Source organism: Acidovorax sp. (assembly GCF_046314175.1).
Lineage (GTDB): Bacteria > Pseudomonadota > Gammaproteobacteria > Burkholderiales > Burkholderiaceae_C > Acidovorax.
In genome coordinates this window covers 15,985-42,503 of sequence record NZ_JBKBXG010000020.1, presented here as the reverse complement: position 1 = coordinate 42,503, position 26,519 = coordinate 15,985, and the positions used below count along the sequence as shown (strand labels likewise).

At 59.3% G+C, this 26,519-nt stretch carries 25 protein-coding genes and 2 pseudogenes; 14 read left to right on the top strand and 13 right to left on the bottom strand.

Features of this window, described 5'->3' with window-relative positions; genetic code table 11:
- Nucleotides 1-285: 285 nt before the first annotated feature.
- The 6 genes from ACK4OE_RS07890 (at nt 286) to ACK4OE_RS07865 (ending at nt 5,838) form a co-directional block, all read left to right on the top strand.
- Complete coding sequence (locus ACK4OE_RS07890) at nt 286-1,140, top strand: alpha/beta fold hydrolase (RefSeq protein WP_409884153.1); 855 nt, start codon at nt 286-288, stop codon at nt 1,138-1,140.
- Nucleotides 1,141-1,246: 106 nt separating this feature from the next.
- Nucleotides 1,247-2,230 (top strand): Bug family tripartite tricarboxylate transporter substrate binding protein, encoded by a 984-nt coding sequence (locus ACK4OE_RS07885; RefSeq protein WP_409884152.1) that lies wholly within the window; start codon nt 1,247-1,249, stop codon nt 2,228-2,230.
- 18 nt (nt 2,231-2,248) lie between these two features.
- On the top strand, nt 2,249-3,247 hold the full coding sequence (locus tag ACK4OE_RS07880) for a tripartite tricarboxylate transporter substrate binding protein (protein WP_409884151.1): 999 nt from the start codon (nt 2,249-2,251) through the stop codon (nt 3,245-3,247).
- A gap of 13 nt (nt 3,248-3,260) precedes the next feature.
- Complete coding sequence (locus ACK4OE_RS07875) at nt 3,261-4,070, top strand: SDR family NAD(P)-dependent oxidoreductase (protein ID WP_409884150.1); 810 nt, start codon at nt 3,261-3,263, stop codon at nt 4,068-4,070.
- A gap of 276 nt (nt 4,071-4,346) precedes the next feature.
- A complete protein-coding gene (locus ACK4OE_RS07870; RefSeq protein WP_409884148.1) occupies nt 4,347-4,850 on the top strand; it encodes a carboxymuconolactone decarboxylase family protein in 504 nt (167 codons plus the stop codon).
- An 82-nt stretch (nt 4,851-4,932) separates the two neighbouring features.
- The gene (locus ACK4OE_RS07865; RefSeq protein WP_409884147.1) at nt 4,933-5,838 is read left to right on the top strand and encodes an amidohydrolase family protein; all 906 of its coding nucleotides are present in this window, start codon (nt 4,933-4,935) and stop codon (nt 5,836-5,838) included.
- Between the two features lie 273 nt (nt 5,839-6,111).
- Here the strand turns inward: ACK4OE_RS07865 and ACK4OE_RS07860 are convergent, their stop codons facing one another.
- The 5 genes from ACK4OE_RS07860 to ACK4OE_RS07840 all read right to left on the bottom strand — a co-directional run bounded on the left by ACK4OE_RS07860 (nt 6,112) and on the right by ACK4OE_RS07840 (nt 12,043).
- A complete protein-coding gene (locus ACK4OE_RS07860; protein ID WP_409884146.1) occupies nt 6,112-6,774 on the bottom strand; it encodes a PIN domain-containing protein in 663 nt (220 codons plus the stop codon).
- 4 nt (nt 6,775-6,778) lie between these two features.
- Nucleotides 6,779-8,218, bottom strand: a complete 1,440-nt coding sequence (locus ACK4OE_RS07855) for a hypothetical protein (RefSeq protein ID WP_409884145.1) — start codon at nt 8,216-8,218, stop codon at nt 6,779-6,781.
- Nucleotides 8,211-9,923: an ATP-dependent nuclease gene (locus tag ACK4OE_RS07850; RefSeq protein ID WP_409884143.1), complete on the bottom strand. Its 1,713-nt coding sequence runs from the start codon at nt 9,921-9,923 to the stop codon at nt 8,211-8,213. The genes ACK4OE_RS07855 and ACK4OE_RS07850 overlap by 8 nt, the downstream gene beginning before the upstream one ends.
- 324 nt (nt 9,924-10,247) lie before the next feature.
- Nucleotides 10,248-11,132, bottom strand: a complete 885-nt coding sequence (locus ACK4OE_RS07845) for a hypothetical protein (RefSeq protein WP_409884142.1) — start codon at nt 11,130-11,132, stop codon at nt 10,248-10,250.
- Nucleotides 11,133-11,734: 602 nt separating this feature from the next.
- Nucleotides 11,735-12,043 carry a hypothetical protein gene (locus ACK4OE_RS07840; protein ID WP_409884141.1) on the bottom strand — a complete coding sequence of 103 codons (309 nt, stop codon included), beginning with the start codon at nt 12,041-12,043 and terminating at the stop codon, nt 11,735-11,737.
- A 287-nt stretch (nt 12,044-12,330) separates the two neighbouring features.
- On the opposite strand from ACK4OE_RS07840, the gene ACK4OE_RS07835 reads away from it, so the two are divergent.
- Both ACK4OE_RS07835 and ACK4OE_RS07830 read left to right on the top strand, forming a co-directional pair.
- A complete protein-coding gene (locus ACK4OE_RS07835; RefSeq protein WP_409884140.1) occupies nt 12,331-12,624 on the top strand; it encodes a DUF4148 domain-containing protein in 294 nt (97 codons plus the stop codon).
- 365 nt (nt 12,625-12,989) lie between these two features.
- A pseudogene (locus ACK4OE_RS07830) lies at nt 12,990-13,286 on the top strand (DNA/RNA non-specific endonuclease); the annotation flags it as partial.
- A gap of 114 nt (nt 13,287-13,400) precedes the next feature.
- Here ACK4OE_RS07830 and gmtX read toward each other — a convergent pair.
- The 3 genes from gmtX to gmtY are packed head-to-tail and all read right to left on the bottom strand — an operon-like array spanning nt 13,401 to nt 18,540.
- Nucleotides 13,401-14,090: a gamma-mobile-trio protein GmtX gene (gene gmtX, locus ACK4OE_RS07825; RefSeq protein WP_409884139.1), complete on the bottom strand. Its 690-nt coding sequence runs from the start codon at nt 14,088-14,090 to the stop codon at nt 13,401-13,403.
- Complete coding sequence (locus tag ACK4OE_RS07820) at nt 14,087-17,161, bottom strand: VPA1269 family protein (protein ID WP_409884138.1); 3,075 nt, start codon at nt 17,159-17,161, stop codon at nt 14,087-14,089. Before ACK4OE_RS07820 ends, gmtX begins: the two co-directional genes overlap by 4 nt.
- Nucleotides 17,158-18,540 (bottom strand): gamma-mobile-trio recombinase GmtY, encoded by a 1,383-nt coding sequence (gene gmtY / locus ACK4OE_RS07815; protein WP_409884175.1) that lies wholly within the window; start codon nt 18,538-18,540, stop codon nt 17,158-17,160. The genes ACK4OE_RS07820 and gmtY overlap by 4 nt, the downstream gene beginning before the upstream one ends.
- A 269-nt stretch (nt 18,541-18,809) precedes the next feature.
- Here gmtY and ACK4OE_RS07810 point away from each other — a divergent pair.
- Nucleotides 18,810-19,198 (top strand): annotated as a pseudogene (locus tag ACK4OE_RS07810) (DNA/RNA non-specific endonuclease); the annotation flags it as partial.
- Between the two features lie 71 nt (nt 19,199-19,269).
- Complete coding sequence (locus ACK4OE_RS07805; RefSeq protein ID WP_409884137.1) at nt 19,270-19,581, top strand: HU family DNA-binding protein; 312 nt, start codon at nt 19,270-19,272, stop codon at nt 19,579-19,581.
- Nucleotides 19,582-19,700: 119 nt separating this feature from the next.
- Here ACK4OE_RS07805 and ACK4OE_RS07800 read toward each other — a convergent pair whose 3' ends face one another.
- Complete coding sequence (locus ACK4OE_RS07800) at nt 19,701-19,973, bottom strand: hypothetical protein (protein ID WP_409884136.1); 273 nt, start codon at nt 19,971-19,973, stop codon at nt 19,701-19,703.
- Between the two features lie 79 nt (nt 19,974-20,052).
- Here ACK4OE_RS07800 and ACK4OE_RS07795 point away from each other — a divergent pair, with 79 nt between their 5' ends.
- Nucleotides 20,053-20,514, top strand: a complete 462-nt coding sequence (locus tag ACK4OE_RS07795; RefSeq protein ID WP_409884135.1) for a helix-turn-helix domain-containing protein — start codon at nt 20,053-20,055, stop codon at nt 20,512-20,514.
- A gap of 453 nt (nt 20,515-20,967) precedes the next feature.
- Here ACK4OE_RS07795 and ACK4OE_RS07790 read toward each other — a convergent pair whose 3' ends face one another.
- The 3 genes from ACK4OE_RS07790 to ACK4OE_RS07780 all read right to left on the bottom strand — a co-directional run bounded on the left by ACK4OE_RS07790 (nt 20,968) and on the right by ACK4OE_RS07780 (nt 22,439).
- Nucleotides 20,968-21,717 carry a metallophosphoesterase gene (locus ACK4OE_RS07790; RefSeq protein WP_409884134.1) on the bottom strand — a complete coding sequence of 250 codons (750 nt, stop codon included), beginning with the start codon at nt 21,715-21,717 and terminating at the stop codon, nt 20,968-20,970.
- Nucleotides 21,718-21,798: 81 nt separating this feature from the next.
- Nucleotides 21,799-22,074 (bottom strand): antitoxin Xre/MbcA/ParS toxin-binding domain-containing protein, encoded by a 276-nt coding sequence (locus tag ACK4OE_RS07785; RefSeq protein ID WP_409884133.1) that lies wholly within the window; start codon nt 22,072-22,074, stop codon nt 21,799-21,801.
- A 173-nt stretch (nt 22,075-22,247) separates the two neighbouring features.
- Nucleotides 22,248-22,439, bottom strand: a complete 192-nt coding sequence (locus tag ACK4OE_RS07780) for a hypothetical protein (protein ID WP_409884132.1) — start codon at nt 22,437-22,439, stop codon at nt 22,248-22,250.
- Between the two features lie 129 nt (nt 22,440-22,568).
- Here ACK4OE_RS07780 and ACK4OE_RS07775 point away from each other — a divergent pair, with 129 nt between their 5' ends.
- The 3 genes from ACK4OE_RS07775 to ACK4OE_RS07765 all read left to right on the top strand — a co-directional run bounded on the left by ACK4OE_RS07775 (nt 22,569) and on the right by ACK4OE_RS07765 (nt 24,154).
- Nucleotides 22,569-23,228, top strand: coding sequence for a metallophosphoesterase (locus ACK4OE_RS07775; RefSeq protein WP_409884130.1), 660 nt, complete (start codon nt 22,569-22,571; stop codon nt 23,226-23,228).
- A gap of 326 nt (nt 23,229-23,554) precedes the next feature.
- Nucleotides 23,555-23,788, top strand: a complete 234-nt coding sequence (locus ACK4OE_RS07770) for a hypothetical protein (RefSeq protein WP_409884129.1) — start codon at nt 23,555-23,557, stop codon at nt 23,786-23,788.
- A 33-nt stretch (nt 23,789-23,821) separates the two neighbouring features.
- Nucleotides 23,822-24,154, top strand: coding sequence for a hypothetical protein (locus ACK4OE_RS07765; protein ID WP_409884127.1), 333 nt, complete (start codon nt 23,822-23,824; stop codon nt 24,152-24,154).
- A gap of 313 nt (nt 24,155-24,467) precedes the next feature.
- Here the strand turns inward: ACK4OE_RS07765 and glmS are convergent, their stop codons facing one another.
- Nucleotides 24,468-26,381: a glutamine--fructose-6-phosphate transaminase (isomerizing) gene (glmS, locus tag ACK4OE_RS07760; RefSeq protein WP_409884124.1), complete on the bottom strand. Its 1,914-nt coding sequence runs from the start codon at nt 26,379-26,381 to the stop codon at nt 24,468-24,470.
- Nucleotides 26,382-26,519: the final 138 nt, after the last annotated feature.

Genomic DNA, 26,519 nt, shown 5'->3' with positions numbered 1-26,519 from the left:
ACTGCGCAATTGGTCCTGAATTCGCCGGTTTGGAGAGACTCTGAAAGCATCTGCTGCCGCGGTGCTTCGCAGAGACACCGTTTAACGTAAGCCAAAAAGACGTCGGGCCGAACTTCGTTAGTGCCAGGATTCCGTTTTTTTGCAGGCGTGTTGCAGCCGTTGAGAAAGGTTTGACGGGGCTCGAAAAATTGCCAAGCAAGCCACCCGAGGGGAATAGCAAAAAAACATAGCTGGTATAGGCGCCACGTCCTTATTCTGCATAGAGCCGAGCGCCAAACTCTGGGCATGAAAAACACTCCCACAGAGACAAGGGCTGCACCAAGAAAGTTGGTGCGATACCAATCAAAGCACTCTGAATCCGAGGTGCAGATTGAATACTCTGACCAAGGTGTTGGTCCTGTCATTTGCATCTTGCCCTCGCTGGCGCGATCGGGCCGCGACTATGACGTGGTTGCAAACCTTCTTCAAGAAGAAGGATTTCGTGTAATCCGGCCCGAACCACGTGGCATCGGGCAGAGCATTGGGCCGATGGATGAACTTAGCATTCACGACTTTGCCGCTGACGTAGCTGCAGTGCTTGACCATGAGAGCACTGGCCCAATGCTGGTCGTGGGACATGCCTGGGGTAGCCAACCCGCCCGCATGCTGGCCGCAGACAGGCCAGACCTAGTCCGCGGTGTCGTCATGGCCGCCGCATCCGCAGGAAAGATGCCTCCTGGATCGACAGAGAAGCCGTACAGCCGGATGCGCGACGCGATTGACGGGTCAAGCGACCTCACTTTGTCCGAGGAGCAGCGCGTCGATTGCCTGCGGCGCGCTTTCTTCGCGCCGGGCCACGACCCCCGCGTCTGGCTCGACGGTTGGAGCACCGCCACCCATGAGGCGCAAAGCCATGCACGCATCACAACACCGGTGGACGACTACTTCTCGGGTGGGACCCAAGTGCCCATCCTGGACCTGCAGGCAGAACATGATGCAGTGGTGATCCCCAACGTCATGCAGGCCTACCTTGGCACCCGGGTGACTGTTCAGGTGATCCGCGATGCGGGGCACGCCATGGCACCAGAGCAGCCACACGCCATGGCAGATGCTATCGCCGCATTCGCCCACCGCGTCTATCCCGCACAGCGAGAAGCATAGGCCACGGGACGGCAGTCCCCAGCCCCACCGCACAGCACCGCGAAGGCACCGCCCAAACTTGGCAGGTTGGTGGAGTAGCTACACCCATTCACAACAAGGAGACAACATGAACAAGCATTTCATTCACGCCGCCCTGAAACTCGTTTTCGCAGGTACAGCGCTATTCGCATGCAGTTTCGCCAGCTCTCAAGACTACCCACACAAGCCGATCCGGATGGTGATTCCTTACACGCCGGGAGGCTCCATCGACACAGTGGGCCGTATGGTGGCCGATCAATTGCAGCGGCAGCTTGGCCAGCCAATCGTGATTGAAAACACACCTGGTGCCTCAGGCCTGCTGGGTTCAATGAATGTCAAAAAAGCCAAGGCCGACGGCTATACCCTGCTATTCAATGCCTCCAGCCAAGCCTATCTGCCGCTGGTGATTGCCAAGAAAACCTATGACGCCGAGCGCGATTTCACCGCCATCGGTCAGATCGGTTTCGTGCCGCTCATCGTCGCCGTCAATAACGACGTACCTGCCAAGACCATGGGTGAATTCGTGCAACTTGCCAAGGCCAATCCGGGCAAGTACACCTGGGCAACATCGGGTCTGGGCACCACCAGCCACCTGAGTGAGGAGATGGTCAACCGAGCACTGGGCCTGCAAATGGAAATCGTGGCCTACAAGGGCGCGGTACCGCAATTGACCGACGTGATTGGCGGCCATGTTTCGGCGGCCATCTCGCCCATGCCAGGCGTGACACCCTTCGTGCAGGCAGGTCGGCTACGCCCACTCGCGGTTACAAGTAGTGCTCGCATCTCGTCGCTGCCCAACGTGCCCACTCTGGCAGAGAGCGGAATGCCCGGCTTCGAGCTACTGTCGTGGTACGGCATCTGGGGCCCGGCAGATCTACCTGCTGCGATCACTGATCGTTTGAACGCGGAAATTGGCAAGGCCTTGCAGGTGCCCTCGCTCAAAGCCAAATTCGCAGATCTTTCCTTTGTCCCCACGCAGTCCACGCCTGCACAGTTCAAGCAACTGATCGCGGAGGACCTGGCCAAGATCGGTAAGGCAGTCAAGGAAGCCGGCATCCGCATCGATTTTTGATATTCCGGAATTGCCAGCATGCACCCACTTGACTTCTCAAAGACCCGTCGCCAGTTCTTGCGCATGAGTTCCATGGCACCAGCAGGCGCGGCATTGTTCGCTCTGGGGGCTCGGGCTGACGACTCTTTTCCCTCGCGCACCATAAGGGTGGTCGTGCCCTTCACGCCGGGCGGCGGCACGGATGTGGTGGGTCGAGCCCTACTCATAGGTATGCAGAATGCGCTCGGTCAGGCACTGATCATCGACAACAAGCCGGGCGCGGGCACGGTCATCGGCACTGATATCGTGGCCAAGGCGCCCGCCAATGGCTACACACTGCTGCTGACGACCTCGGCTATCGCGATCAACGATTCACTGGTCAAAAAGCTGCCGTATGACACAGACAAAGACATCACCGAAGTTGCATTGATCTGCAGCGGCCCCAACTTGCTCGTGACCCATCAGAACAGTCGCTTCAAGAGCGTGGCCGACGTGATCGCCGCAGCCAAAGCAACTCCCGGCAAGCTGACCTATGCATCGTCTGGTAACGGCTCGGCTGTGCATCTTGCCGGCGAGCTATTCAAGACCATGGCCAAGGTCGACATCATCCATGTGCCGTACCGCGGTGCAGGCCCTGCCTACAACGACCTCGTCGGCGGTCAGGTAGACCTATTGTTTGGCACGGCCGGTGGCGTCGCCAAGCTGGCCGCCAGCGGCAAGATGCGCCCGTTGGGCGTGACATCGGAAAAACGCATTGCTGCTTACAAAGATGTACCTGCCATCGCTGAAACCCTGCCGGGCTACCATGCCGATGTCTGGTACGCAGTGTTCGCGCCTGCAGGTACACCACAGGACGTGATTGCCAGGCTCAACGCGGCGATCCGATCCGCCGCCGAGACGCCAGCCTACAAGGAGCGACTCGCGCATGAGGGACTCACCGTGGCCGTGAACACGCCCGCACAAATGACCCAACTCATGCGCGCCGAAGAGACACGCTGGAAGAAGGTTGTGGTCGAAGGCAACGTCACGATCGATTGACGAGGCTACACCCATGAACAACACCAAGAATGGTCGACTGCGCGACAAGGTGGCAGTCATTGTCGGCGCTGGACAACTGGCAGGTGACACCGTCGGCAATGGCCGTGCCGTGGCCGAGCGGTTCGCGCAAGAGGGCGCGCAATTGCTGCTGGTGGACACTGACGAAGCTGCTGCAGAAGTCACGCGTCAAGCCGTTGCCGCCTATGGTCAGCCGGCCAGCGTGCTGCGCGCCGACATCACACACGAAGATGACTGTAGCGCCATCGCACGGGACTGCATGTCGCGCTACGGCCGAATCGACATCCTGCACAACAATGTGGGGCGTTCACGAGGGGATCGGCGCACGGCCGACATGGACTCCGACATGTGGGACGAGATCATGGCCATGAATCTCAAGGGCATGTTCATGACCTGCAAGCACGTGCTGCCCCATATGGTGTCTCAGGGTGCGGGCAGCATCATCAATGTTTCGTCTACGGCCTCGCTAGCGGCACGCCCAACGGTCACCTACAAGACCAGCAAAGGCGCAGTCAATGCCTTCACGCAGCACTTGGCGATGGAGAACGCAGAGCACGGCATTCGCGCCAACGCCATCCTGCCTGGACTGATCGACACTCCCATGGCCATCGAGCGACGAGCACAGGAGCGGGGCATATCCAAGGACGTGGTGCGTGCCGAACGTGAGGCCCTGGTGCCGATGCACCGCATGGGAACTGGTTGGGACGTGGCGAACGCTGCCGTCTTCCTTGCGTCTGAGGAGGCCCGCTACATTACCGGCGTGCTGTTGCCAGTGGACGGCGGGCTTCTCTGCAAGCGGGGTTGAGAGGTATTGAATTTTCCCGAGTTAGCGCGCGGCGGTCTCAATGGCATTGCGCCGAGCACTCCGAGATCCTTCAAGAATCCCATGTCATCTGCTCACTTGCCTACCGACGTTCTGCTGCTACGCCTCCGATGCCAACAGCCAGACCTTGCGACGCTTGCGCAGGGGTTGGCTGCAGCGCCTATCTGCCTCGAACTGCAAACAGAACTCTGCAGATCTGCCTGGTCAGCACCGTCCAGCACCGCCTACCTCTACCTGAGACTCCCGCACCAGACAGCCTTGTCGCTCAGCACCCTGGCCCCGCAATTCAATGGGGTCAGCCGTTCAACACAGCTGAAGGTGTCACGCCTGGCGCTGATGACTGACATTCCTGGCGCCAGCCACGGTCAAAAGGCGAACTTCCACTATGCGGTGGAAATGACGCCAGAGGCTTCTTGGGAAGTTGAACTTCAGCACTGGTATGACAGCGAGCATTTGCCAGGACTGCTCAACGACGCAGCATTTGAGTTCGACGCACATATACCGCACGCACTCAAGGCCGGGTTTGCACAGAACAAGATTGATGCACTGCGAGAACACACGATCAGTGATCTTTTCACCGAAGAAGAACGGCTATTGCTCGAGTTGACCGACCGAATGACACGCGATGTAAAGGTCCCTGAAGAGCTGATGGCCCGTGTGAGTGCCCGTCGGGAACCCGGCGAGGTGGTGGAGTTGGTGGCCACAGTAGCCGCCTACAACATGGTGTCCCGCTTTCTCGTGGCGCTGAACATTTCGCACTGATCGAGACCTGGTGGCCTGCCGAATCCAGGGCGGCCCTCAATCGCCGCCTTCGCACTTCTCTGCAACTCCTACAACATTCATCATGGCCACAGCCGCATCGAGCGCCTTGTCCCCTGCAAGGACTTACCTAGAGAACCCCTCCATCACGCGCCTGCGTCTACCGCCACTGGCGTGTGATAGCCATGTTCACGTGTTTGGTCCGGTTGCTCAGTTTCCATATGCCGAGCACCGTCCATCCACACCCATGGAGGCCCCCAAGGAAGCCCTTTTTTCCCTGCATCGGCGCATGGGCATACAACGCTGCGTCATTGTTCAATCCGTCATGCACGGTACGGACAATCGTGTCGTCGAAGACGCCATCGCGGCAGGTGAAGGCCGCTACTTGGGGGTGGCGTTGGTGAAAGCAGATGTCCCGGATGCCGAACTGCAGCGCTTAAGCCAGGCAGGCTTTCGGGGCGTGCGTTTCAATTTCATGCGGCACATCGAAAATGGCACCACGGTCGATGAGGTAATGAAGCTGACGCCGCGCCTTGCTGCTGTGGGCATGCACCTTCAAATTCACTTCGAAAGCAGATTGGTGCACGAGTTGGCCGCGCCGCTGCAGTTGAGTGTTGTGCCAGTGGTAATCGATCACATGGGCCGAGTGGACGCTACACAAGGTCCCGAGCACAGTGATTTTCAAGCATTGCTGCGACTCCTGGACAATCCTCGTTTTTATATGAAGGTGAGCGGTATTGATCGTATCGACGCAAAGGCGTCTCCTGCAGAGAAGTACCGGCATGGTATTGCGCTCGCTCGCGCTTTGGTGGACCGCTTTCCGGAACGCTGCGTTTGGGGCACGGACTGGCCACATCCCAACCATACGCACATTCCGGACGACGGAGTGTTAGTCGATGCACTGGCAGAAATTGCTCCTTCCAAGAAGGCGCTAGATCAGTTACTTGTGGACAACCCTCAGCAGCTATACCGGTTCGAAATTCATTCGTAACAAAGGATCAGTTCGACGAGTGACTGGTCGTAAAGGGCAAAGTTGACTGATGGATGTAGCTCCGCAGAACTGGGACAGTCCCGTGGGCATTCAGCGCCCGAGGGCGGTTTAATTGGGCGGAAATCCTCTTGGAACCGATTCCGAATGACGCTTAGCCGTGTATTTCCGCTTCAGGCTGACCACAGCCGTTCACACATCGGCGAAGCAGTGGCAACTCTGCTCAGCAGCAGGCGTTCAAGGGGGCGGTTTTCTAAACAAAGTGACTGCACCTGACTATCTTGCATATCTAGCAATGCAGCCCCCACACATCCATTCACCGTCGTCGTAGATGCCATCCGTCATGTCAGTTCGCTGGTGGCACCAGCCGCATTCGGAGTAGATAGCGTTGTCCTCGTATCTGTTGCGTTCCGGCTCCCTGTAGCCCTTCTGGTTTGACGGCAGAAGCTTCGGATCTGGCGCTTTGGCGAACCTTCCACAATTGCTGCACCAGTAACCACCATGATGCTCAATCGTGCTGGCCTTCTTGCAGAACGGACACACCACCTGGTCACGGGCAACCACCGGCACCACGTTGGCCGGCACAAGCTCTGCAATGCTCTCCACCCGTTTGCACGCCATGCCGTTGCTGTTCAGGTGGTTCAGCAGGGGATCAAAGCCTTTGTCGCCACTTAGCACGAAGCACTCTGTGTCTGGAGCCGTCTCAAAGGTCCGGCCAAGCTCAAAGGCAATGTGGAAGTCCAAGGCGTTCTTGCCAGCGCCTGAAATCTTCAGGAAGTCGACACGACTGAACCTGTGGGCCGTGGCAGGCTTCTTCGCAGCCTTGGGAGGGTTCTGGTTGGCCCCCACGAAGATGATGGCCCGAAAGCTCTCATCCAGCGGTGAGAGATCGACCTTGTGCTTATTCTCCAGATCAACCAGCAAAAGCTTCTTCGTCATTTCGTTACCTTGCCGGCAGGTTCCGCTGCTCCCCAACTATGGTCAAGGTCTTGGCCCCACGTGTCATGGCGACATACAGATCCTTGGCGTCCAGTGAGTCAGCGTCAAGAATGACCGCATGGTCGTACTCCAACCCCTTCACCAGCAGCGTTGTGCCAATGAGCTTGCGGTGGCTGATCGGCCTTCCCGTGTGCCTCATGTCGCGCTGATATTTATTCGCAGCTTCCGTCAGATTCGCCCCCACCCCATCAATGTGAATCTTCAGCACGTTGAGAAAGCGATACAGCAGATCACGACGGTAAGCTGACGTTTCAGGGTTGTCCTTCAACGCCAAGAAGAAAGCTCTCAGGTGAACACTTGTTGGACTGCCCAAGTAGGCATTCGCAGCATGCAGGACCAACGGATACTTGGTCACCTTGCTTTGCTTTGCGACCTCGCCCTTCTGCGTTCCAGCGGTCAGAGCCTTCCCAACCCCTGTAAAGCATTTCTTGGAAAAATCCAAAGCCAGGAGGAAGCCTTGCTGCGTTGTTTTGGCTGCAACCAGCTTCTTGATGAACGAGTGAAGATCCTTGCCTTCAACCTCTTCAATGGAAGAAAACTTTCCACCCATGGTTCGTGCTAACAGATGGGTCTTGTTCTTGGACTGCTGATCGCCACCATGCAGAGCAATCACACTATCGTGATTGCCCAGCAAGTCCATGAGCGAAAAATACTGCTTTGACTCCAAGAACTCTGGGGTGGTGTGAGCACGTATCACACAGGCAGGCAGGCCGTTTGAAAGATCGATCTTCTGCCCCTTTTCCAGGGTCTCCCTCGCCTTCTTGAGCCAAGCTCCAAGGTTCGGATCACCAGTCGTTTTCCAGCGCCACGGCGTCTCTAGCTGACCGAGGCAAGTGAACGTCGGATAGACACTTACCGTCCAATCAACGGGCTTGCCTTCGTCACCACCAAAGTCGAAGATGGCCTGCATCGGATCGCCCAAGATTCGGCAGGGCATGAACTCAGCAAAGGCACAGACAAGGCCATGCTGCAGATCCGAGCAGTCCTGGTACTCATCCACATAGACGCCGGCATAGGTGGCAGCGACGACGCGGCGAACGAACTGCTTACCCAGCAACCCAGAACAGCACTCGTAGAGCTTGTTCCACTGTTTGCTTGTGGGGTGCTCTACCTTCCAGCCCGAAGTCTTCGGGTAGGCCAGACAGAGGCGAAGTGACCAGCTCGCAATTGTGTCAATCTGGTACTTGGAAGCAGGCACACCAAGAGCGGTCATCTTGGTCTTGATGGAATTCACGCCCGCAAACGTGTGGGTCAAGATCAGTTGCCGTTTGGTGGCAGCTTTAACGGCCATGGCAATGAGGTGCGTCTTGCCGTAGCCGGCTGGCGCTATCACATACCCCTTGGTAGTGAAGTCGTTAAGCTTGAGAGCAAGTTCTTCAGACACGCTCTATCCACGCCCAGAGCTTATGCAGCTTTACCGACAGATCCTTCTTCGCGAAGTCAGCGTCCTCAAAATTGGGGGCCGCAGCGCTGAACCAGCGATCCCCTTTGGAAATGTTCTTGAACCACTCCGACTTCTTCGCGGCAAGCCCGATGGCAGTTCGCAGATTCTCAGACTCCACCCATTTTTCTACCTCCTGAGCAAGTTCAGTCTTGGCGACGAGCCTCGAATAAATTTGGTCTCGCACCGGGTATGCGAACTCGGTCTGAGCCAGTTGTACGCTCGCAAGGACAGCGCCCCAGGGCAGATCTTTCATCGCCCTCTCTTCCAAGGACAGCTTGTTGTCCCAGGCCACGACCGGCACACCTAGCTTCACCAGTTCGGCTTCGTCGGCTGGTGAGAAGTTCTCAGGTGAGTCAGCGTCTGCAAGGACTGTGACCTCATAGCCAAGCGCCTTGAATGCTTTAGCCAAACCCTTTATGTTCTTCGCACCTCTGGCATCTAGCAGCTCAACGCCGTGATACGACAGTGGGTCCTTTCCCTTGCCGACCTGGTGATCGTCAAAACCTCGCACGAACCCGACTTCGGTAGCGCCCTCACAAACCACAACTTTCTTTGCCAAGAATGCTTCGGTGCTGGATCGAATCTTTCCCTGCACTTCAAGCTGTTCCAGACCGTCCTTCGCAGCGGAAGTGATCTGCACAACCCCACCCTTGCTATGCACGACGTACAGCTCTTTTACGGTGAGTTCCCGCAGGACCGTGGGTGAGTGCGTGGTGAGGAAGTATTGACCTCGTTTGTCTTCCCGGACATGCTTGATCAAGCGTGTGATTCGGTGCGGCTCCAAGCCGAACTCCACTTCGTCAAACAAGGTGATGTGACCCTCTTCCAAACCCATCTTTTGAATGCCACACAGCAGCATTCGTCTTGACCCAAGACCTAGCTGCCGAAGAGGGATGTCACCGTCATGGAGCGCCAACCCACCAACTTTCAGGTTGATAGAAGCCAGATCGAGGTGAGCCTTGTAGGCGTCCGACACCGGCACCCCCAACAGCTTTGCAATCTCCTGCGACTTCCCAGCCGCCGCATCGAAATTCTTGAGGGTGACAGGCCGATCACCGTCCAATGAAGCCCTGGCTGTTCGGGAAGCATTTGCCAGCAGCTCGTTCAGACTCTGCGCTTCGGTGAGCTTCGCCAACGCCGTGCCTGTAGCCCATGAAAGCTGCTTCTCGCTGTAGGCACCGATGAGGCCGACACTGACCTTGTTCCTATCGCCCTGCTTGAACGGAACACCGTCAGGGTTGCGATCACAGACAACCATCCACTTGGGCTCGAGATCTTTGTCGACCGTCAGCCGTACCGTCAGGACATTCTCCAAGTAATCCTCAGGCTCGTCAGTGAGCTTGAGGGTGACAGCATCCCAGCCACGGAGGTACTGACCGTACTTGTCCAAAGAGCAGAATGCTTCGGTCAAGGCCCCGATGGTGACTTCAATGACGATTGAATCCGCGACTTTGCACTGGTGAAAGTCAGAGTCGCTGAGGGTCAGGTTCCACTGCGGATTGAAGGCATATCTGATGGCCTCCAAGATCGTGGACTTAGAAGAATCACCTTTGCCAATCAGGCAGAAGATGTCGGCGTTGGGAAGGCTCCAGTCAAGTTCTTTCACGCCTCGAAAGTTCTTGATTTTTATTTTTCTGATCTTCACCGAGCAAAGTCCCCCAGAACATCACCTATGAACTGGGCTACTCCCGATCGATGCTCACCCAAGCACAGCTTGGAACGTCTCTTCGCCCTTATTCCCTCATCATAGATACATCTCGTCACGTTGCCGTTAAAAGGCGGCACAAGGCGTCAGAAATGTTGTTGCTCCGCTGCCCTAGAGCAGCAACCGGCCGATGAGTTTGTGACCATCTGAACGCCCAAAGTGCGGCCGAGAGCGTGCACTGACGCAGGACCATCGGCTGACAGCAATCGCTGCAAAGTGATCGTTCAATCTACCCTGTGTTTCGCGATGTGCCCGACAGTCGCTCTAATCCAAAGGCCGCAGCACCTTCCTAAATATGTGCTCCGCCTGCTCCTGCCCCCGCGTCGGGTGATTCAACACATCCAGCCAGACCTGAATCACATCGGCCACCATAGCCCCGTCTCGCCGCACCGCCCCGCGAAACGTCGATTCCGGAAACTTCGCCACCCGCAACAATACGTGCGGCGCCTCCTGCGGAAACGGCTGGAGGGCATTCCATGGATTGCTTCCCGGTAATGGCAAATTGAACCGAGGCATGCGGCGAACGCAGATGTACCTGGGGACGCCGCTCACGTGTCCCACGTGGAGCCCATCCGCTGCCGCAAACAGCCCCAGGCAGGCATCGCCTTCGACTTCGCTCAGAAGCTCTCGGACACGCTCCTCAATTTGAATGTTGACAAAGAACCGTGCAGGCACGTCTGGCGTGCCGTAGGGCGCCACTGAACTCCAGCGCTCGAACAGCTCCTCTCTCCGCACCAGCATGAGGAACTCTTGAGACTCCAGCAGGAATCTCTCGCGCCGTAGCTGCTGCAAGAACCTGGAGGCAGTCATCGCGGAAACCTGCGCCGCCCGCGCAAGCTCCACCCCATTGCGGTACTGGCCTCGGGGAGCGTTCAGCATCCCCTCTGGCAACTCTGGCGCCAACAAAACCTTCAACATCCACTGGTTCAAATCAGAAAACAGATTGTCTGCACGCATCGGCGTGCCTTTGACCTGTCGCGGCCTGTAGGGCGCGGAGATATTTAGATATTCCAGTCCCGGCCCCAGAAACTCACTCGCCCCTTCTGCAGAGACGAAACCCACTGCCACCTCCGCCGCAAACTCCTGCGCAAAAGCCATCACATTGGCAATGAGCGCTCTCGGCGCACGGTCCACGTGCACCACGGCCAAGGGCATAGATCCACGCGAATGAAGGGCATATGCCCGGGCCTGGAGAACGGCCTGAGACAGCAGTGGTGTCACGCGGTCGGCCCGCCCCTCTGATGAGGCTTTGAGGACGACCCCATAGCGTTTCCCCCGCCGCCGAACGACGAGGTCTGGCCCCGTGCTGCCTGGCTCACCGGCATGGATCTTCCAACCCTTGGCTTCGAACAGCCCAGCTACACGCTGCAGCGCTTGCGCAGTTCGTGGAGATGTCTTGGAGGAGGACATGGAGACGGCGTTACTAACATGGCCATGTTATCTAACACGCGCATGGTAGGCAAACATGCTCCCGTCAGGCCTAGTTTGGGAGATCTGGACCAGTGGTTGCGATCGCTGGTGAGGAAACCCTGAATGGCTCATGGCCCTTCGGAAACCGCCGCCCGTGGGATGAGCTGCAAGAGCCCGGAGGACTGGCCTTGGTCCAATCGACGCTGCTGAAGATCCAGAAAGGCAGCTTCGCCTAGATCTGGCCGGAGCGCGTGTCCCCGAAAGCAACGCTGTTTGGGCCTCAGCCCGCTGAAGACTGGACCCGCCAGCGGTAGTGGATCTCGACCTTCATATCTCCACCTTCATCCCAGCCGCACTTCAAAGTACGCCCCATCCCCTTCCCCCAGATCCCGAAACCCCGCCTGCTTGGCCGCAGTGCTGGCCTTACCCCAGGCCTTGAGCAAGGTGAGATCTCCGGGTGACACCACCTCAGGAGGCGACTCTTCCAGGTTGTTCAGAGTGTCCAGGGCGGCAGCCACTTGCTCAGGGCCGCCCAGCTGCTTTTCCAATGCCTTGGCGTAGCGGGTCTCTGCCGCAATGCGCTCCTTGGCGGGCAGTTCTTCAGGGTAGTCGCGCAGGGTGACGGTGTAGGTGGATTCGATGGTTTCCATGAGGCTTCTCCGGGGTGTTGATGCACTGTATTAATATACAGTTTTCTCCGGAAAAATACATGTCAGAAAGAACCCTTGTGAAAGGTGCGCCGAGGGCGGTTGTGCAGATTGATTGTTTTCAATACTGGAACAGTCAGTTTGCGACTGGGTGGTTTTTCTCTGAACACCATCGGCGTACAGTTCAACCCATCGATGAGCCGAACCCGCAAGGCGACTCACCGAACCCGGTTCAGGAATGGTTTTTGTCCCGGCTTTTTGAGACGCTTTTTTATCCAAGGATTTGCATCATGAACAAGACCGCTCGTTTCCTCTCCATCGCTGCTGTTACTGCTTTCACCGCCTTCGGTGCCCACGCTGACGAAGCCGATGGCTCGCAATTCGCTTTGAAGTTCGACACCAACCGCACCCGTGCTGAAGTGCAAGCCGAAGCCGCTACCGTGGCCCAGACCCGTAGCCAAGAACCTGCTGGTTCCCGTGTGGTGACGTACTCGTCCACGGCTGACCGTGCTGCGGTGCGTGCCCAGGCTGCTGAAGCTCTGCGTTTGGGCAAGATTCCCCACGGCGAATTCAGCGCCATGTAATTGACGCAGTTGCGGGACTTCCCATGGTGGTGGCATTCGCGCGGTGCGGGTGCTGCTGCCATGGGGGGTGTTCTGAAGACACCCGCACTGACCCAAGCAAACTGGGCTCCCATTGGGAGCCCTTTTTGTTTTGGAGGAGCGCATTGCAAGCAGCTGTAAATCCCTGCGGGTTCTGAGCATTCAGCCCTGCGTGCGGGGCTGAAGGATGCTCCAATCGGGCTCCATTTTTTGCTCAGTCCATTCTTGTGAACCGATTGTTTTCCTGGCCGCGCAATCTGCGCTTTGCCACCGCGCTGGTCCTGTCGCTGGCCAGTGTCAGTCCGAATCTTTCCTGGGCCCGCTCACCGCAGTTCGACAGTGCGGCCCTGCTCACACCGCAGCCGACCAGCTTTGCTCAGTGCCCGCAGTTCTTTGCGAATGGGACGCCGCCTGCCATCACACCCCGACCTCAGCTGCGGGAGCTTTGCTACGAGGCTTTTGCGGTGCTGCACAGTGGGACGACGAGAACGCCGGTGTTTGTGGCGCAACGGCTGAACCGGCAGAGTGTTGAAGATGCCGATGAGCAGCGGGCCAAGCGGTTCTTTGCCGATGCGCGACTTCCGAGTGGCGAGCGTGCAGAGCTGGACGACTACAAGAACTCTGGATACAGCCGAGGCCACATGCAATACCCGGTAAAAAACGTACTCAATTCCAAATTTGCCCATAGCATGGTTTGAGTAGATGTACTCAATGTGCATACTCAAACGCCTCCCTACCCTCCGCGCGGCCATCGGTGCCTAGGGGAAGCGACCAAGAGCTGCCTCGATGGCCGTCACAAAAGCCGGCGGAAACAATGACTCCCCCGAATCGGTTTGAATACTCCCGTCATCCGCGACTACGAGGCCACGCTCTGCAAGGCGTGCCCGGTCGACGCCCTTGTGGAGGGCACTCTTGAGGCGCGGCGTCAATGATGAGCCGGGCGTTTGGGTCGTACTTGCTTCTTTAGGAACTGGCGCCGACGGGGGCGTGGGCATCGACCCCACCTGTAGCGTTTTGAACGCCGCATGCAGGTTGTCGTTGACTACCTTCAGCCGCTTGCCCTCTTCGATGGCCATGCGCAGTGTGGCGCGGATACTCAGGTCTGTGATGAGCTCAAGTGCCGCCTCCACCTGTGACCTGCCCTTGGCGACGTACTTCTTCGAGCCGCTCACTGCTGCGGCGTAGGCCGCGATGACATCGCGAAAGTGCGCGCCTTGGGTGTTGCGCAGGCTCTGCGTCTTCAGGCCGCCGGCGAATTCCAAGCGGCGCCCAACCTCGGCCAGCGAATAGTCTCGGCCGCCTTCGTCCCGAATCGCCTCCAGCACCTCCCATAGCAGGTCGAGGTTCTTCTGCTTGGACTCGCGGTTGGCAGCATCCCTGTAGGACTGGTAGAGCTGCCTGGCGTTGCGAACCAGGTCTGGTGCCGTCGTGGTTGTCAGTGCTTTCATGCGCTGCTCTCGATGAGGATGGTGCGACGAGTGTTCAGCGGCTTGGGCGCCACGGACTCGAGTTGGGAGGCAAAGGCCTTCTCAATGCCGAGCGCTCGCAAGGTGGTGCGGCCGTCGATAAGGTCGTGAACAGTCTTCCGGCCCAGGCGCGCGTAGAGAAACTTGCCCATCTCATTGGCTGCGCATAGCGCGGCGTCGTCATCGAGGAGCAAGAAATGCGGCTCATGCCCTGTCGCGCGCAGCATCCGGTCGAACAGACGAGCCCGCTCGAGATTGGGCTGTTGCCAATTGATTTGTAGGCCGTCAAACAGCGTTGCGCTTGTGCAGATGCGGTGGAGCTGCTCGAACTCGTGCGATTCAGTGAGCACCGCCTCCAACTCCCCGGTGCCACCAACGACGACCAGAGAGAGCCCTGTCCCAGCTTGGCCGGCTCCGAGGTTGTTGATGCGGATGCTCTGCTCGGTGAGTGCATAGGCCGCCTGCAGGCTCAGCGCGATGCCATCCACCTCCGCAGTGGTGGACTCGAGGGCCGTTTCTGCGATACCAAGCTCGCGCAGATGGACGAACGGCTCCCCCTGCTCCAAGGAATCAGCGTACCAGTCAGACAGGGTGTCGAAGCGTGCCTGAGCCTTCTCGAAAGCAGCAGAGGACTTGCGCAACCGGTAGGACAGGTCGATGACGTGCGCCTCGAGACCGAAGAGGAAGGCTGGTCCACTGATGAAGAAACGGCAGCGAACGCAGTTACTTGCGCCGCCAGGCACGGCCAGGAAGCGAGTCATGCCAGAACCGGGGTCCATTGCCGCCAGACCCTCATGGCAGCGCTTGGCACCCACGGGGCACAGCCCGTGGTCCATGACCACCACGCCAGTTCCGGTACCACTCTTCAGTGCGTCCAAGGCGGAGCCGTGGGTTCGCGCCACCGCATGCTCCAGCTCTTGCCGACTCGCGCGCAAGATGAAGCCGGCCATGTCGGTCTGCGCATTGCGCTGACGCTCCTGTACTGCCGCATCCAGCTGCATCGAGATGGTCTCTGCATTGAGCTTGGTGTAATACAGGGTCATGATGACCGAGGCGTGCCCGACTATTTTCATGAGGATTTCAGGCGGCACACCCTCCTCATACATCGCGGTAATCATGGTCACCCGCAGCGCGTGCAGGTCGAACAGCGCCGACGACGGCTGCCCATCCTTGTCGTAGGACGCCACCAACTTGACCGGCTCGCCGTTGGCCAGCGTCTCGCCAGACTGCTGCATCCTGCGTTCCAGTTCCTCCATGAGCTTGAGCCAAAGGTTGCGCAACCGCACGTCAGTGACAGGCAGGTCCGGCCGATGCCGGTTACAGGGGTCGCGGAACAGGAAGTAGTTGGAGCCAAGCTTGAGCAGGTCGTCAACGTGCTTGGCGGCCTTCAGCTCCACAATGTCGGACCACTGGGTGGGCCCGTGCACCGGGTTGTACTTCTCCTGCCAATCCCGCAGGCGCACGAACAACTCCAGCGCGTCACGCTTCTCCCATGGCATAACGTAGCCGGAGTCGTCCTTTTCCTTGTCAATGTCGCCCGTCTTGTTCGTGTTGAAGTACAGGACCGCGCCGAAGCTGCCGTCCTTGCGCTTGTATTGCCGGAAGACGCCGCGCTCGACGCCATCCTGCGCGGGGGCGCGTGGACCGGCGTTGAGTTCCCATTGGGCACCCACGCTGTACCGCAGTGAGTCGCCCTCTCCGCTGTCGAGGTGGCGAACCTGATAGGTGCGGGCTGGCAGGATGAGCTTGGCGAGCAGGGCGTAGGCCCGGACGGGACTCCAGATGGTCTCGAACTTGCCAGTCTCGGGGTTCTCCCAACGGAATGTGTCCTTGTGCCGACCGACCTCCCGGACCCATGCGAAGTCGTTCTCAGTGAGGATGTTCATGGCCTGCTGGATGAGCCGGGTCGGCATCGGCTCGCGGTGGGTCTCGCCCTTGTTCACGCCGCGGTAAATTGGGAGCACCAACGGATTGGCGAAGCCCGGCATCAAGATAGGGAGCTCGTGGTCGTCGGCCTGCGTGCAGACCTTCAACAGCACCTCCTGGAGGAACTGATGGGTCACGGTCATCGTCTGCCGGCCCTTGTTCCCCTCGACGTGGAACTGCGGCTCAGGCCGTCGGCGCACGTCGAAGTAGCCCGCCGGGCTGCGAGAGAGTGTCGGGTTCTCGGCCAAGTGCTTGATGAACACGTTGACCGAGCTGCGGCGCTTCTTGAAGTTGGCAGGATTCTCGGCCAGGTGCTGCTTGGCCAGGTTGACCCAGGCCTTAAGCGCGGGGTCCTTGGCGAGCGCCCAGCTAAAGTCGTCGTCCCTGCGCAGGTGGCCGGACTTGGCGCGGTAGAAGCCGAAAGACTCAAGGGTCCACGGCACCTGCTTCACCGAGTAAGACTCGCGCAGCGCCTGGAGCACCCCTGAGAAGGCCATCGCTCGAGGCTTGCCCTGCCGAGTCTGCCCGGGCTCGTACTGCATGGTCTCCGGCGTCACATCCCCCAACTCCACGATGCCGGCGCGCGACAACAGCATGTCCACGAAGAAGCGGAAATTCACGCTGTCGTCTATGGCGCCGCGGTCCAGGTAGCCGCGGACCTTGGTGAGGAATCGCTTTTGGGCGTCGCCCCATCCGAAGTTGTCCAGGGACAGTACGGCTGAAGGAAAGGGCTCTTGCGAGGCCGCAGGCCATGCAACCAAGCCGCGAGACCAGAACGATAGCATCAAGGCCGACAGGAACCGCTGGCTGGCCTTGTAGACGGGGTTATCGAGCTTGCTCTTGAACTGACGCAGCAGCGCCGCATCCAAACCGGCCCCGAAGGCCTCGGGTGTGTCGCAGGCGGCGAGCTCCATGACTGCGGCGCGCTGCTGGGCTGGCGGACGGTGCGAGGCCCGCAACTCTTGGATGCATGCAGCCCACTTGGCAACAGCCTCGCGGACGGACTCCTGAGTCCAGTTCGGCGAAATCAGGTACGAGTCCGGGGATTCGTTGGCGTAGACAGTACGATCCGTCAGTTCGCTTGTGAGGGCTGCGTAGCGGTCGAGGTGCCAGATGTGCTGGGTCATGGCTTGTTTTCGAAGTTCGGGAGCTCCAGGACCTGGCCGTCTCCCATCGCTGCGGCCACCTTGGCCACACCGAGCTGCCGGTAGACCTGCTGACTTTTGACGTTTCGGTGGTGCATGGCCACTTGGCCCTCCTTTTCGCCGATGCCGAGTTCGTTGAGCCACTGGCCGTACCGGTGGCGCAGTGCCTGCGTCGAGGTGCCGCCCCACTTCGAGGCTGTGAGGCCGATGCGGCAAACGGCCGCGCTGAACGAGTCACTGTAGGCTTCGGCACCCAGCGGTTTGGCGTCCTTGGTCAGGAACGCCCAGGGAGTCTGGAGTGCCGGCGGTCGAACGTGCGCGATGTACAGGCGCCACAGGGTCAGGAAGACACGACCGGCGTTGCGGTCGACCCAGAACACCTGGAACGCATTGCGGTCCAGGTGGGTGAGCAGGTTGCCCTTCCACCCTGCGTGCCTCCGGCCGTTCTCCATGGTCAGCGGTTTCTTGCATCCACAGAATCGCTGCAGGTAGTCGGCACGGTTGGTCTTGCGCTTGGCCCCTGTCATCGGATCCAGGTAGTCGATCAGGCCGTCATGGGGCTCGTGGATGAGCACCAGGGCAAGGTCGGGGTTATCCGGGTCGACGAAGACGTCATCGACCCACAGATGCATCGGCTCACTCTCACGGCAACCGCCATACAGGCACAGCAGCGTAATTAGGATGTCGCGCAGATTGAACTTCGCCCAAGGCTCGGCCGCATCCTGCTTCCCCGGGTTGATGAAGCCGCGCCAGAGCAGGGCATCGACTTGCTCCGCCGGGAAGGCCTTCGTCTCCTGCAGTACCGTGTTCCGTCGGCCTGGTGTGGCAATGCGCCTTGCCACTTCAGCCTTCGGCACAGCCCGATTTCGGCTCTTGATGTGCGACAACAGAGACCCCGCTTTCCATTTGTTCCAACGGCGCCAGAACAACAGCTGGTCGGAGAACGACGCGCCGGGCTGCATGGGGTTCAGGGAAGGTATGCCATGGTGATCGGTGAGCCAGTCGCTGAACTCGACAAGGCAGCGCGTCAGGCGGGCGACGTTCTTCTGGCTGGTGGCGGCCCAGTTCAGACCGAGGGCGTCCTCTCCGTCCCGGTACGTGCCGAACAGCAAGTCATGGGCAAAGGCGGTGTAGATAAGGCCCCGACTATCCTGCGGCCAGAACTCCTCTGCGCGCACCGACAGCCACTCGATGAACCTCGCCAGCGTCTGCGCGTAGGCGCGCTCAGCTGAAAGCGACAGGCCGCGCTCGCGAAAGAAGTCCAGGAGCGGCGTGAAAGGCTGGTCCCCAACGATGACCATGGCTGTGGGCGCTCCAGCACGCATGCGGTCATGCACCACGACGGTCTCGGTTCTGACCATCAAGCGGTACTCCAGAGCTTTGCAGAAATGCCGACACCACCTACACGCGCGCGCCAGCCTGTGCACAACCCCGCAGCCGACCTCAAGTGGGCGGCCGCCCAATGCGTTGCACCGGGGTGGCAAGCGGGCCCGCCGCTATCTTCGCCCTTCAGGCCTGACGCGCCACTTCGTGGCTTGCCCAACGAAAGTATCAGCAGCTTGAACACCACATTCACTTGCCTGAGCACTGAGAGCCGCATTCAATGAGTATGCTGCATCACCGGGTATTTCATATGGCGCCTGCAGGGGACATGCCCACCCCCACGGCGATGGCGCAGAGCTTCAGCCTGGCCAACATGGTTCCGCAGGACATCCAGCACAACGGGGGTGCTTGGAACAAGATCGAGCAGGACACCCGGCGCTATGCGCGAAGGGCCAAGGGGGATGTGTTTGTGATCACTGGGCCGGTGTTCACGGACAGTGGACCGCGCATTGGAGGCAATGGAGTGAAGGTGCCCACCTATCTGTACAAGCTGGTCTATGACGCCACGGACAAGCGGGCTTGGGCGCACTGGCAAGAGAACCCGAGGAGGAGACGGTGAGCCAGCCGATCAGCTATCAGGAGTTGGTCAAGAGAACGGGGGTGGAGTTCTTGCCAAAGAGTGCACTGCAGCATTGAGATTCGCAAGCCAGGTGTCAGCGGTGGGGTTATAAATCGGCCCTTTCAACTTTTTTGCATTGTGAGCATCCATGAACCGTGCTGACCTCGTTGCCATCCTCGCCGCCAAGAATGATCTGTCCAAGGTCGCAGCCAATGCTGTACTGGACACTCTGATCGACACCATCCAGACCGCAGTCAAGAAGGGCGATGCCGTTCAGCTGGTGGGATTTGGGACCTTCAAGTCTGCCAAGCGTGCGGCACGCACGGGAAAGAACCCATCGACTGGCGCAGCGCTGAAGATCCCCGCGAGCACGGTACCTAAGTTTGTAGCGGGTTCCAAGTTCAAGGCCGTGGTGGATCCCAAGGCTGCAAAGCGCAAGGCCGACAAGGCTGCGAAGTAAGAACAGCGCAGTAGGCCAACGCTTGAACAAAACCGCCACGGGTTTGGGCCTCTGGCGGTTTTTTTTGGAATGCTGACCGATGGCCTATCGATTGATGGCGCGCAGATTGATCACTGTACCTAGCGGACAATCTTCCAACCCATCTCTCGACTGATCTGGATAGCCGCGGTCTTGGTGGGCACGGCGTCCATCCAGAACGAGGGATCGTCCAGCACGCGAATGACCCATTGCGATTCACCAGACTCCGTGGTGTGCTCAATGAATACCTGCAGTCTTTCCTCCAGGGCGTAGCGCATAGCCGTGACGTAGCTGACAGGCGCGTCCTTCTTGAACGCCAGCGCCCAGGGCGTTTGCTCTAAGGTTTCCTGTGTCCAGGTGGCTTTGGTGGTCATGGTGCGACGATCTTACGAGGTGGGGACGGCGATTTGGTGTTTTGAATTCTCGGAGTGGGCATCTCGTACCATTGCACCTATGAATACGTTTTCCAATGCCTTTCGCGCCGAAGTTGTTCGCATGGCGCGCAAGGAGCTCAAGCCTGAACTTCAGGGTATGCGCAAAGCGATCACCAGCCACCGTTCGGAGATTGCCGCTTTAAAGCGGGAAGTGAAGGGCCTCACCTCGCAGCTGAAGGCGGCCCAACGGCAGACGAAGGTGGCAAGAGCAGTTTCGCCTTCCCCCCAACCTATAGTTTCGAAACGGGCTACGCGCGAGGACTTCGTGTTTGCGCCGGAGATTCTCACCCAGATGCGCAATGCACTTGGAGCCACTCAACTTCAAATGGCATCTTTGCTGGCTGTCACTCCACTGTCGTACTCAAGGTGGGAGAAGGGCCAGGCCCACCCTCGTGCCAAGCAGCTCGCGAAGATTGAGGAAGTGGTGAGGATGGGGCCGGTCAAGGCCAATAAGAAGATCCGCCAGGCGGCGAAGGTCTGAGGTTCAAACAGCGCTGCAACGGGCGCAAGGGCTTGCTGTGCACAACCAAGGCTTCAGCGCCTTTTCTCTTGCAGCACCTCCAGGCCTGTAGGCTTGCCGCTCCCCTTCACGCTTCGGATGATCTCCATGCGCACTTCATCGGGCACCAAGCAGGCCTTGGGGGACGCCTGGCGGAGCTGCTTTCCGCGCTCGGACTCTTCGAGCGCAGCCGACCAGTCACCGGCCTTGATGATCTCGACCCAGCGGTCACGCAGTAGCGTTGCGTGTCCACTCTGAATGCTCAGCCCAACGCTTCAGGATCCCGAGAGCGCGGTCCGTCAGAGCAGGCTCAGCCTGAATCATCCTCACCGCCTCCTGGTGCAGCAGAAGGCTACGGTCTTTTGATTGGTGGAGCATGGGGGGGTCAACTCACAACGCTTGTATCAACAGTGGCCCACAAATCGCATCGCTTGTTCAAAGGCATAAGAGCAAGCCAGGGTTGAAGTGCGGATTCTCAAAACTACCATCGCGCTGCAGGTAACCACGCGGGTTGCAAACCACCCGACACCCATGGGTCTCGTAGTCAAACGACGTGTGGGTATGCCCATGAATCCACAGGTTCACACCCTTGAAGAATTCGGGCGGAAGGTCCGATCCAAACGCCGCGCTGGCAGGCTCATCCGCATACTGCGGATCCGTCGAGAGAGGACTGGGGTAGTGATGGGTCACAACCACGCGAGGCCTTGGCGATTCGGAGGACAGCTGGTTGGCCAGCCAAGCACGGCTGACCCGGTGTCGCTCGATGGTCTTGAAAGGGTTGCAGCCGGCGATCGCCTTGTAGTCCGCGACGTAACGGCTGGCATTGGTGATGGATTCGCTTTTACGGCCCAGCAACTCAAAATCGGTCCAGAGCGTTGTGCCGAGGAAATCCACACCTCCAATCGTGATCGAATTGTTCTCAAGAAAGTGAACCCCTTGCTGCTGCGCTGCGTTGCGCATGTCACCAAGAGAGCGGTCCCAGTCGTGGTCGTAAAACTCATGATTCCCGGCAACCCAGAGAATCGGCTTGTCCTCACCAAACTTGTCGCGCGCCCAGGTCGGAACAAACCCGCCGGTGTGAATGTCCCCGGCTAGGATCACCAGGTCACAGGCCTCTATAGCAGCAGGATCGGGTGTGAACGCCGTTTGATCCGCATGGAGGTCCGAGAGCACGTAGAGTTTCATCGACTGATTCCTTTCAACCTGCGCGAAGGCCCACGACCCTTCTGTCCCCTTGCGTCTTTTCAAGACACCAGGCGACGATGCTCAAACAACGCCACCATATTCGATCGAGTTCAGGATCTGGCGGACCTTTGAGCAACCGGCTTCGTTGGTGGCGTGTTCCTTCGGGCTCTTGCCGTTGAGCAGGTCATGCGGCTTTGCCATCCACATGGGGCCCTCGCTGCCGAACACTTCGGCAGCGCGCAAAAACAAGTCGCGTTGGAGCAGCGTGCGCTCGGTGACTGCAGTGTCGAGCTTTGTGTCTGCGTTGGCGTGCGAAGGCGTCGGGACGTTTTCCGGTGATTCGGAGTGGCGATTCATCATGTGTGCCCTTCGTTGGAACGAGCAAGGAACTTCGCCCACTATGACATCAACCCATTCAATGCTCAACACGAAATCACTGGCATCGAATGTCGTCGCACAGGAGCGCATGGGCACAGTTGAACACCACTCAGTGGCATTTGATTTGCACCTTGATATCACCACAAACCAATTCAACGAGTACCTTCGCCATTGCCCGCAAACCCAGTGTTGACAAGGCTTTCCCGCTCCGGGATAATGAACCGCATGTCCAGCCGCACCCTCTTCATATCCACCGCATCGATAGTCGTGAAAACGACCATCGTGCGGTGTTTGGTATCCGGTTGAAGACCTAGTTTTTCCGATTCCAGCAGCCCGCAGTTCATCACCGCGGAGCCTGGTCCCTCACCTTCAGGCCACCCCCATCGGGCTCCGCAATCAGGAGCCCGTTATGCCTTTCAGATCCCCACCGTTATCCACGCAGCAGCATGCTTCTCCGAGTTGGCGGGGACTGCATGGACTTTGACGACGCCCTGGACCTATTCAAGCGCACCCTTGAGACCGAGAGAAGTCGTCCCGATGTGCACGCGGCCATGTTGGCGCTGGCACGGCCCGGCACCATCGGCGCGGTGAGCACACTGATCGAGCAAGCCCTGGCCCGCGGTGAGCGGGTCTGGATGACTGCAGACTTGCATCTTTGCCATGCCAACGTAATCCGGTACTGCAACCGCCCTTTTATCGATGCCGCGCAGATGAACGAGCACTTGGTCTCTCAGACGCGGAAGGTTCGTGATGACGAATGGCTGGTGATCGTGGGCGACCTGGCCATGGGAGACCACCACCTGGCCATGGAATGGATTCGGCGTATCCCGGGGCGCAAGGTACTGGTGCTTGGAAACCACGACCTCAAGCGCAATGGCGAATGCCGCTATCTTGCGGAGCGATCCATCGACGGTCAGCGTTCGCTGTTTGATGCGGTGTTGCCCTTCCTGGCCTGGAAGGACGGACTGGGTCAGAACGTCTTTGTGAGCCATTACCCAGCGACTGTCGACCATAGCGCTGGCCGACTGCTGAACTACCACGGGCATTTGCACCGCGAGGTGCTGGCACCGACCGAGACCACCCACTTCGTCAATGTGGGGTGGGATGTCACACAAGGATTGGTATGCCTCTGAATCCAAAGACTGTCAAAAGACGATCCGAGCCCTCCGGACAAACCTGCATCGATAGCCGTTATCGCTTTCCATTACCACCGGAGATGGGGTGGAAGGTGGGGAGCCGCGTGTACTTTTCGCTAAAGGGTCCTGGCAAGGGACTCAGGGTCAGCATCAAACCAGGGCCAGTACTGAACGGACGCTTGATCTCAAGTCGGATTCAGCGGGTCGGCTTTACGCCGTCTGCCAAGGTGCGCAAGAAGCCCCGCCGGGGTCGGCCATGAATCCGCACAACTCTCCGATGGAGCCTCCATGAAACTGCTTGTGTACTCGGACTTGCATCTGATATGTGTCCTCTGACGCTGCAGCTGGACCCCGACTTCCTCAAACCGATCGATGTGGTGGTGCTGGCCGGCAACATCACCGAAGGCACCAAGGGCCTGCCCTGGGCGCGCGAGACCTTCCCGGACAAGGCAATCATTTATGTGGACGGCAACCATGAGTTTTACGGGCAGAACTGGGACAAGCACGTGGATGCCATGCGCGTGTTGGCACGGGAACACGATATCCACTACCTGTAGAACGATGACGTCGTGATTGGCGGAGTACGGTTTATGGGCTGCGCGCTCTGGACGGACTTTGCGCTACACGGTGCGGACACCAAGCTGGAAGCGATGAGCGCAGCGCGCCAGCGCATGAATGACTACAAGCGGATCAAGATTTCTCCGCAGCCGGAGATGTACTGGCAGCGCAAGCACCGGCTGTTTCCTGCGATGGCTGCGCGTCGGCACCAAGAGAGCAGACTGTGGCTGGAAGAACAGCTGGGCCAGGGGGATCCGGAGAACAAGGTGGTGGTGACCCATCATGCGCTGCGCCCTCTGGCGCTTTCCGAGGGCTTTGCGGGGCACCCGCTGCACCTTGCTATGCGAGCGACCTGGAGGCGCTGATGGGGCGGGCCAGCACCTGGATCCATGGGCATATCCATGACAGCGTGGACTACCAGGTGCGGGGGACTCGGGTGGCCTCCAACCCCAGGGGATACAAGCTCGGGGGTGGGGGGATGGAGAACCTGGAGTTCAGGGAGGATTTTCGTGTGGATGTGAACCCATAGCGCCCCCTCCACTACGAGTGTTCTGCACTGTGATTGACTGAAAAGACTCGGGTGGGTTGATTTCACAATGCAGGAAATGCCCGACAAACTTTATTTGCATCCGACGAACTTTATTTCTTGTAATCACAATAAAAACCCCGCCCCCGACGTCACTCCACGGTGACACTTTTGGCTAAATTCCTGGGCTTGTCGACATCCGTCCCCCGCGCGCAAGCCGTGTGATACGCCAGCAGCTGCAGCGGCACCACGTGCAGCAGCGGGCTCAAGGGGCCGTAGTGCTCGGGCATGCGGATCACGTGCAGTCCCTCGCCGCTTTCAATGCGGGTGTCACCGTCGGCCAGTACATACAGCACGCCGGCGCGGGCGCGCACCTCCTGCATGTTGCTCTTGAGCTTTTCCAAGAGGGCGTCGTTGGGCGCGACCGTCACCACCGGCATGGCGCTGGTGACCAGGGCCAGGGGGCCGTGTTTGAGTTCACCGGCCGGGTAGGCCTCGGCGTGGATGTAGCTGATTTCCTTGAGCTTCAAGGCGCCTTCGAGTGCAATGGGGTAGTGCAGGCCGCGGCCCAGGAACAGGGCGTTTTCCATGCGCGCAAAGTCTTCGGCCCAGCTGATGATTTGCGGCTCCAGGGCCAGCACAGCTTGCAGGGCCACGGGCAGGTGGCGCATGGCCTTGAGGTGCTCGGCCTCCTGCGCTTCGGTCAGTCGGCCCTTGCTTTGGGCCAGTGCCAGGGTCAGCAAAAACAAGCCCGCCAGCTGCGTAGTGAACGCCTTGGTGCTGGCCACGCCGATCTCCACCCCCGCGCGGGTGATGTACGCCAGCTTGCATTCACGCACCATGGCGCTGGTGGCCACGTTGCAGATGGTGAGCGTGTGCTGCATGCCCAGGCTCTGCGCGTGGCGCAGCGCGGCAAGGGTGTCGGCGGTTTCGCCGCTTTGGCTGATGGTGACGACCAGGGTGCGCGGGTTGGGCACGCTGGTGCGGTAGCGGTATTCGCTGGCGACTTCGACCTGAGTGGGGATGCCCGCGATATCTTCGAGCCAGTATTTGGCGGTGCAGCCGCTGTAGTAGCTGGTGCCGCACGCCAGGATCAGCACGCTGTCGATTTCCTTGAACACGCGCCAGGCGGCTGTGCCGGGTGCGCCGTGCTGGCCTGCGCCATCAAACAGCTCGGGCACGATGCCTTCCACGCCTTCGAGCGTGTCGGCAATGGCGCGGGGTTGCTCGAAAATTTCCTTTTGCATGTAGTGGCGGTAGGGCCCCAGCTCGGCCGCGCCGCTGTGGGCCAGCACGGTGCGCACGGGGCGCTGTGCCGGCGTCAGTGCGGTGCCGTCCTTGCCCACGATCCAGTAGCGGCCCAGCTGCAGGTCCACCAAATCGCCTTCTTCGAGGTAGACGATCTGGTCGGTGACACCCGCCAGGGCCATGGCGTCGCTGGCCAGGAAGTGTTCTGCTCCACCGGCTCCGACCCCCAGGATCAGCGGCGATCCAGCGCGCGCGCCCACTACGCGGTGGGGTTCGTCCTTGTGCATGACGGCGATGGCGTAGGCGCCGTGCAGCTCGGCCACGGTGGCCTGCACGGCATCAAAGAGATCGCCGCTGTAGTGGCTGTCCACCAGGTGGGCGATGACCTCGGTGTCGGTCTGGCTTACAAACACATAGCCGCGCGCTTGCAGTGCCTTGCGCAGTTCTTCATGGTTTTCGATGATGCCGTTGTGCACCAGGGCCACGCGGCCTGCGGCTTGCGAGTGGGAGTCCGCCCCCGTGCCATGGCTGAAATGGGGATGGGCGTTGTGCACCGCAGGCGCGCCATGGGTGGCCCAGCGGGTGTGGGCAATGCCGGTGGCGCCGTCGATGTGCTCGGTGCTCACCTGCTCCAGCAGCTCGGCCACGCGGGCGGTGCTGCGCGCGCGCTGCAAGCCAGCAGGGCGCGTGGCGTCCAGGCTGGACGCGTGGACCGCCACGCCGCAGGAGTCATAGCCCCGGTATTCGAGCCGCTGCAGGCCCTGGACGAGGATGGGAACGATGTTGCGCGTGGAGACTGCGCCGACGATGCCGCACATGGTGTTGCCTTGGTGTTGAAAGCGATGGGGCGATGGTAGGCAGCACACAAAGAAATTTGCGATTGATATTCACCAAGTATTGGACTTTAATTTCACGATTCATAATTCATGAAATTTTTGGCCATATCTGGTTAATTT

Excerpts from the sequence above, each read along its gene's own strand:
- ACK4OE_RS07865 (WP_409884147.1), top strand. The coding sequence starts at position 4,933 with ATGGCCACAGCCGCATCGAGCGCCTTGTCCCCTGCAAGGACTTACCTA.
- ACK4OE_RS07805 (WP_409884137.1), top strand. The coding sequence starts at position 19,270 with ATGAACCGTGCTGACCTCGTTGCCATCCTCGCCGCCAAGAATGATCTG.
- ACK4OE_RS07790 (WP_409884134.1), bottom strand. The coding sequence starts at position 21,717 with ATGAAACTCTACGTGCTCTCGGACCTCCATGCGGATCAAACGGCGTTC.
- ACK4OE_RS07770 (WP_409884129.1), top strand. The coding sequence starts at position 23,555 with ATGTGTCCTCTGACGCTGCAGCTGGACCCCGACTTCCTCAAACCGATC.
- ACK4OE_RS07785 (WP_409884133.1), bottom strand. The coding sequence starts at position 22,074 with ATGAATCGCCACTCCGAATCACCGGAAAACGTCCCGACGCCTTCGCAC.
- ACK4OE_RS07835 (WP_409884140.1), top strand. The coding sequence starts at position 12,331 with ATGAACAAGACCGCTCGTTTCCTCTCCATCGCTGCTGTTACTGCTTTC.
- ACK4OE_RS07820 (WP_409884138.1), bottom strand. The coding sequence starts at position 17,161 with ATGACCCAGCACATCTGGCACCTCGACCGCTACGCAGCCCTCACAAGC.
- ACK4OE_RS07860 (WP_409884146.1), bottom strand. The coding sequence starts at position 6,774 with ATGACGAAGAAGCTTTTGCTGGTTGATCTGGAGAATAAGCACAAGGTC.
- ACK4OE_RS07875 (WP_409884150.1), top strand. The coding sequence starts at position 3,261 with ATGAACAACACCAAGAATGGTCGACTGCGCGACAAGGTGGCAGTCATT.
- gmtY (WP_409884175.1), bottom strand. The coding sequence starts at position 18,540 with ATGGTCAGAACCGAGACCGTCGTGGTGCATGACCGCATGCGTGCTGGA.
- ACK4OE_RS07765 (WP_409884127.1), top strand. The coding sequence starts at position 23,822 with ATGGGCTGCGCGCTCTGGACGGACTTTGCGCTACACGGTGCGGACACC.
- ACK4OE_RS07775 (WP_409884130.1), top strand. The coding sequence starts at position 22,569 with ATGGACTTTGACGACGCCCTGGACCTATTCAAGCGCACCCTTGAGACC.
- gmtX (WP_409884139.1), bottom strand. The coding sequence starts at position 14,090 with ATGAAAGCACTGACAACCACGACGGCACCAGACCTGGTTCGCAACGCC.
- ACK4OE_RS07885 (WP_409884152.1), top strand. The coding sequence starts at position 1,247 with ATGAACAAGCATTTCATTCACGCCGCCCTGAAACTCGTTTTCGCAGGT.
- glmS (WP_409884124.1), bottom strand. The coding sequence starts at position 26,381 with ATGTGCGGCATCGTCGGCGCAGTCTCCACGCGCAACATCGTTCCCATC.
- ACK4OE_RS07880 (WP_409884151.1), top strand. The coding sequence starts at position 2,249 with ATGCACCCACTTGACTTCTCAAAGACCCGTCGCCAGTTCTTGCGCATG.
- ACK4OE_RS07800 (WP_409884136.1), bottom strand. The coding sequence starts at position 19,973 with ATGACCACCAAAGCCACCTGGACACAGGAAACCTTAGAGCAAACGCCC.
- ACK4OE_RS07890 (WP_409884153.1), top strand. The coding sequence starts at position 286 with ATGAAAAACACTCCCACAGAGACAAGGGCTGCACCAAGAAAGTTGGTG.
- ACK4OE_RS07795 (WP_409884135.1), top strand. The coding sequence starts at position 20,053 with ATGAATACGTTTTCCAATGCCTTTCGCGCCGAAGTTGTTCGCATGGCG.
- ACK4OE_RS07840 (WP_409884141.1), bottom strand. The coding sequence starts at position 12,043 with ATGGAAACCATCGAATCCACCTACACCGTCACCCTGCGCGACTACCCT.
- ACK4OE_RS07780 (WP_409884132.1), bottom strand. The coding sequence starts at position 22,439 with ATGAACTGCGGGCTGCTGGAATCGGAAAAACTAGGTCTTCAACCGGAT.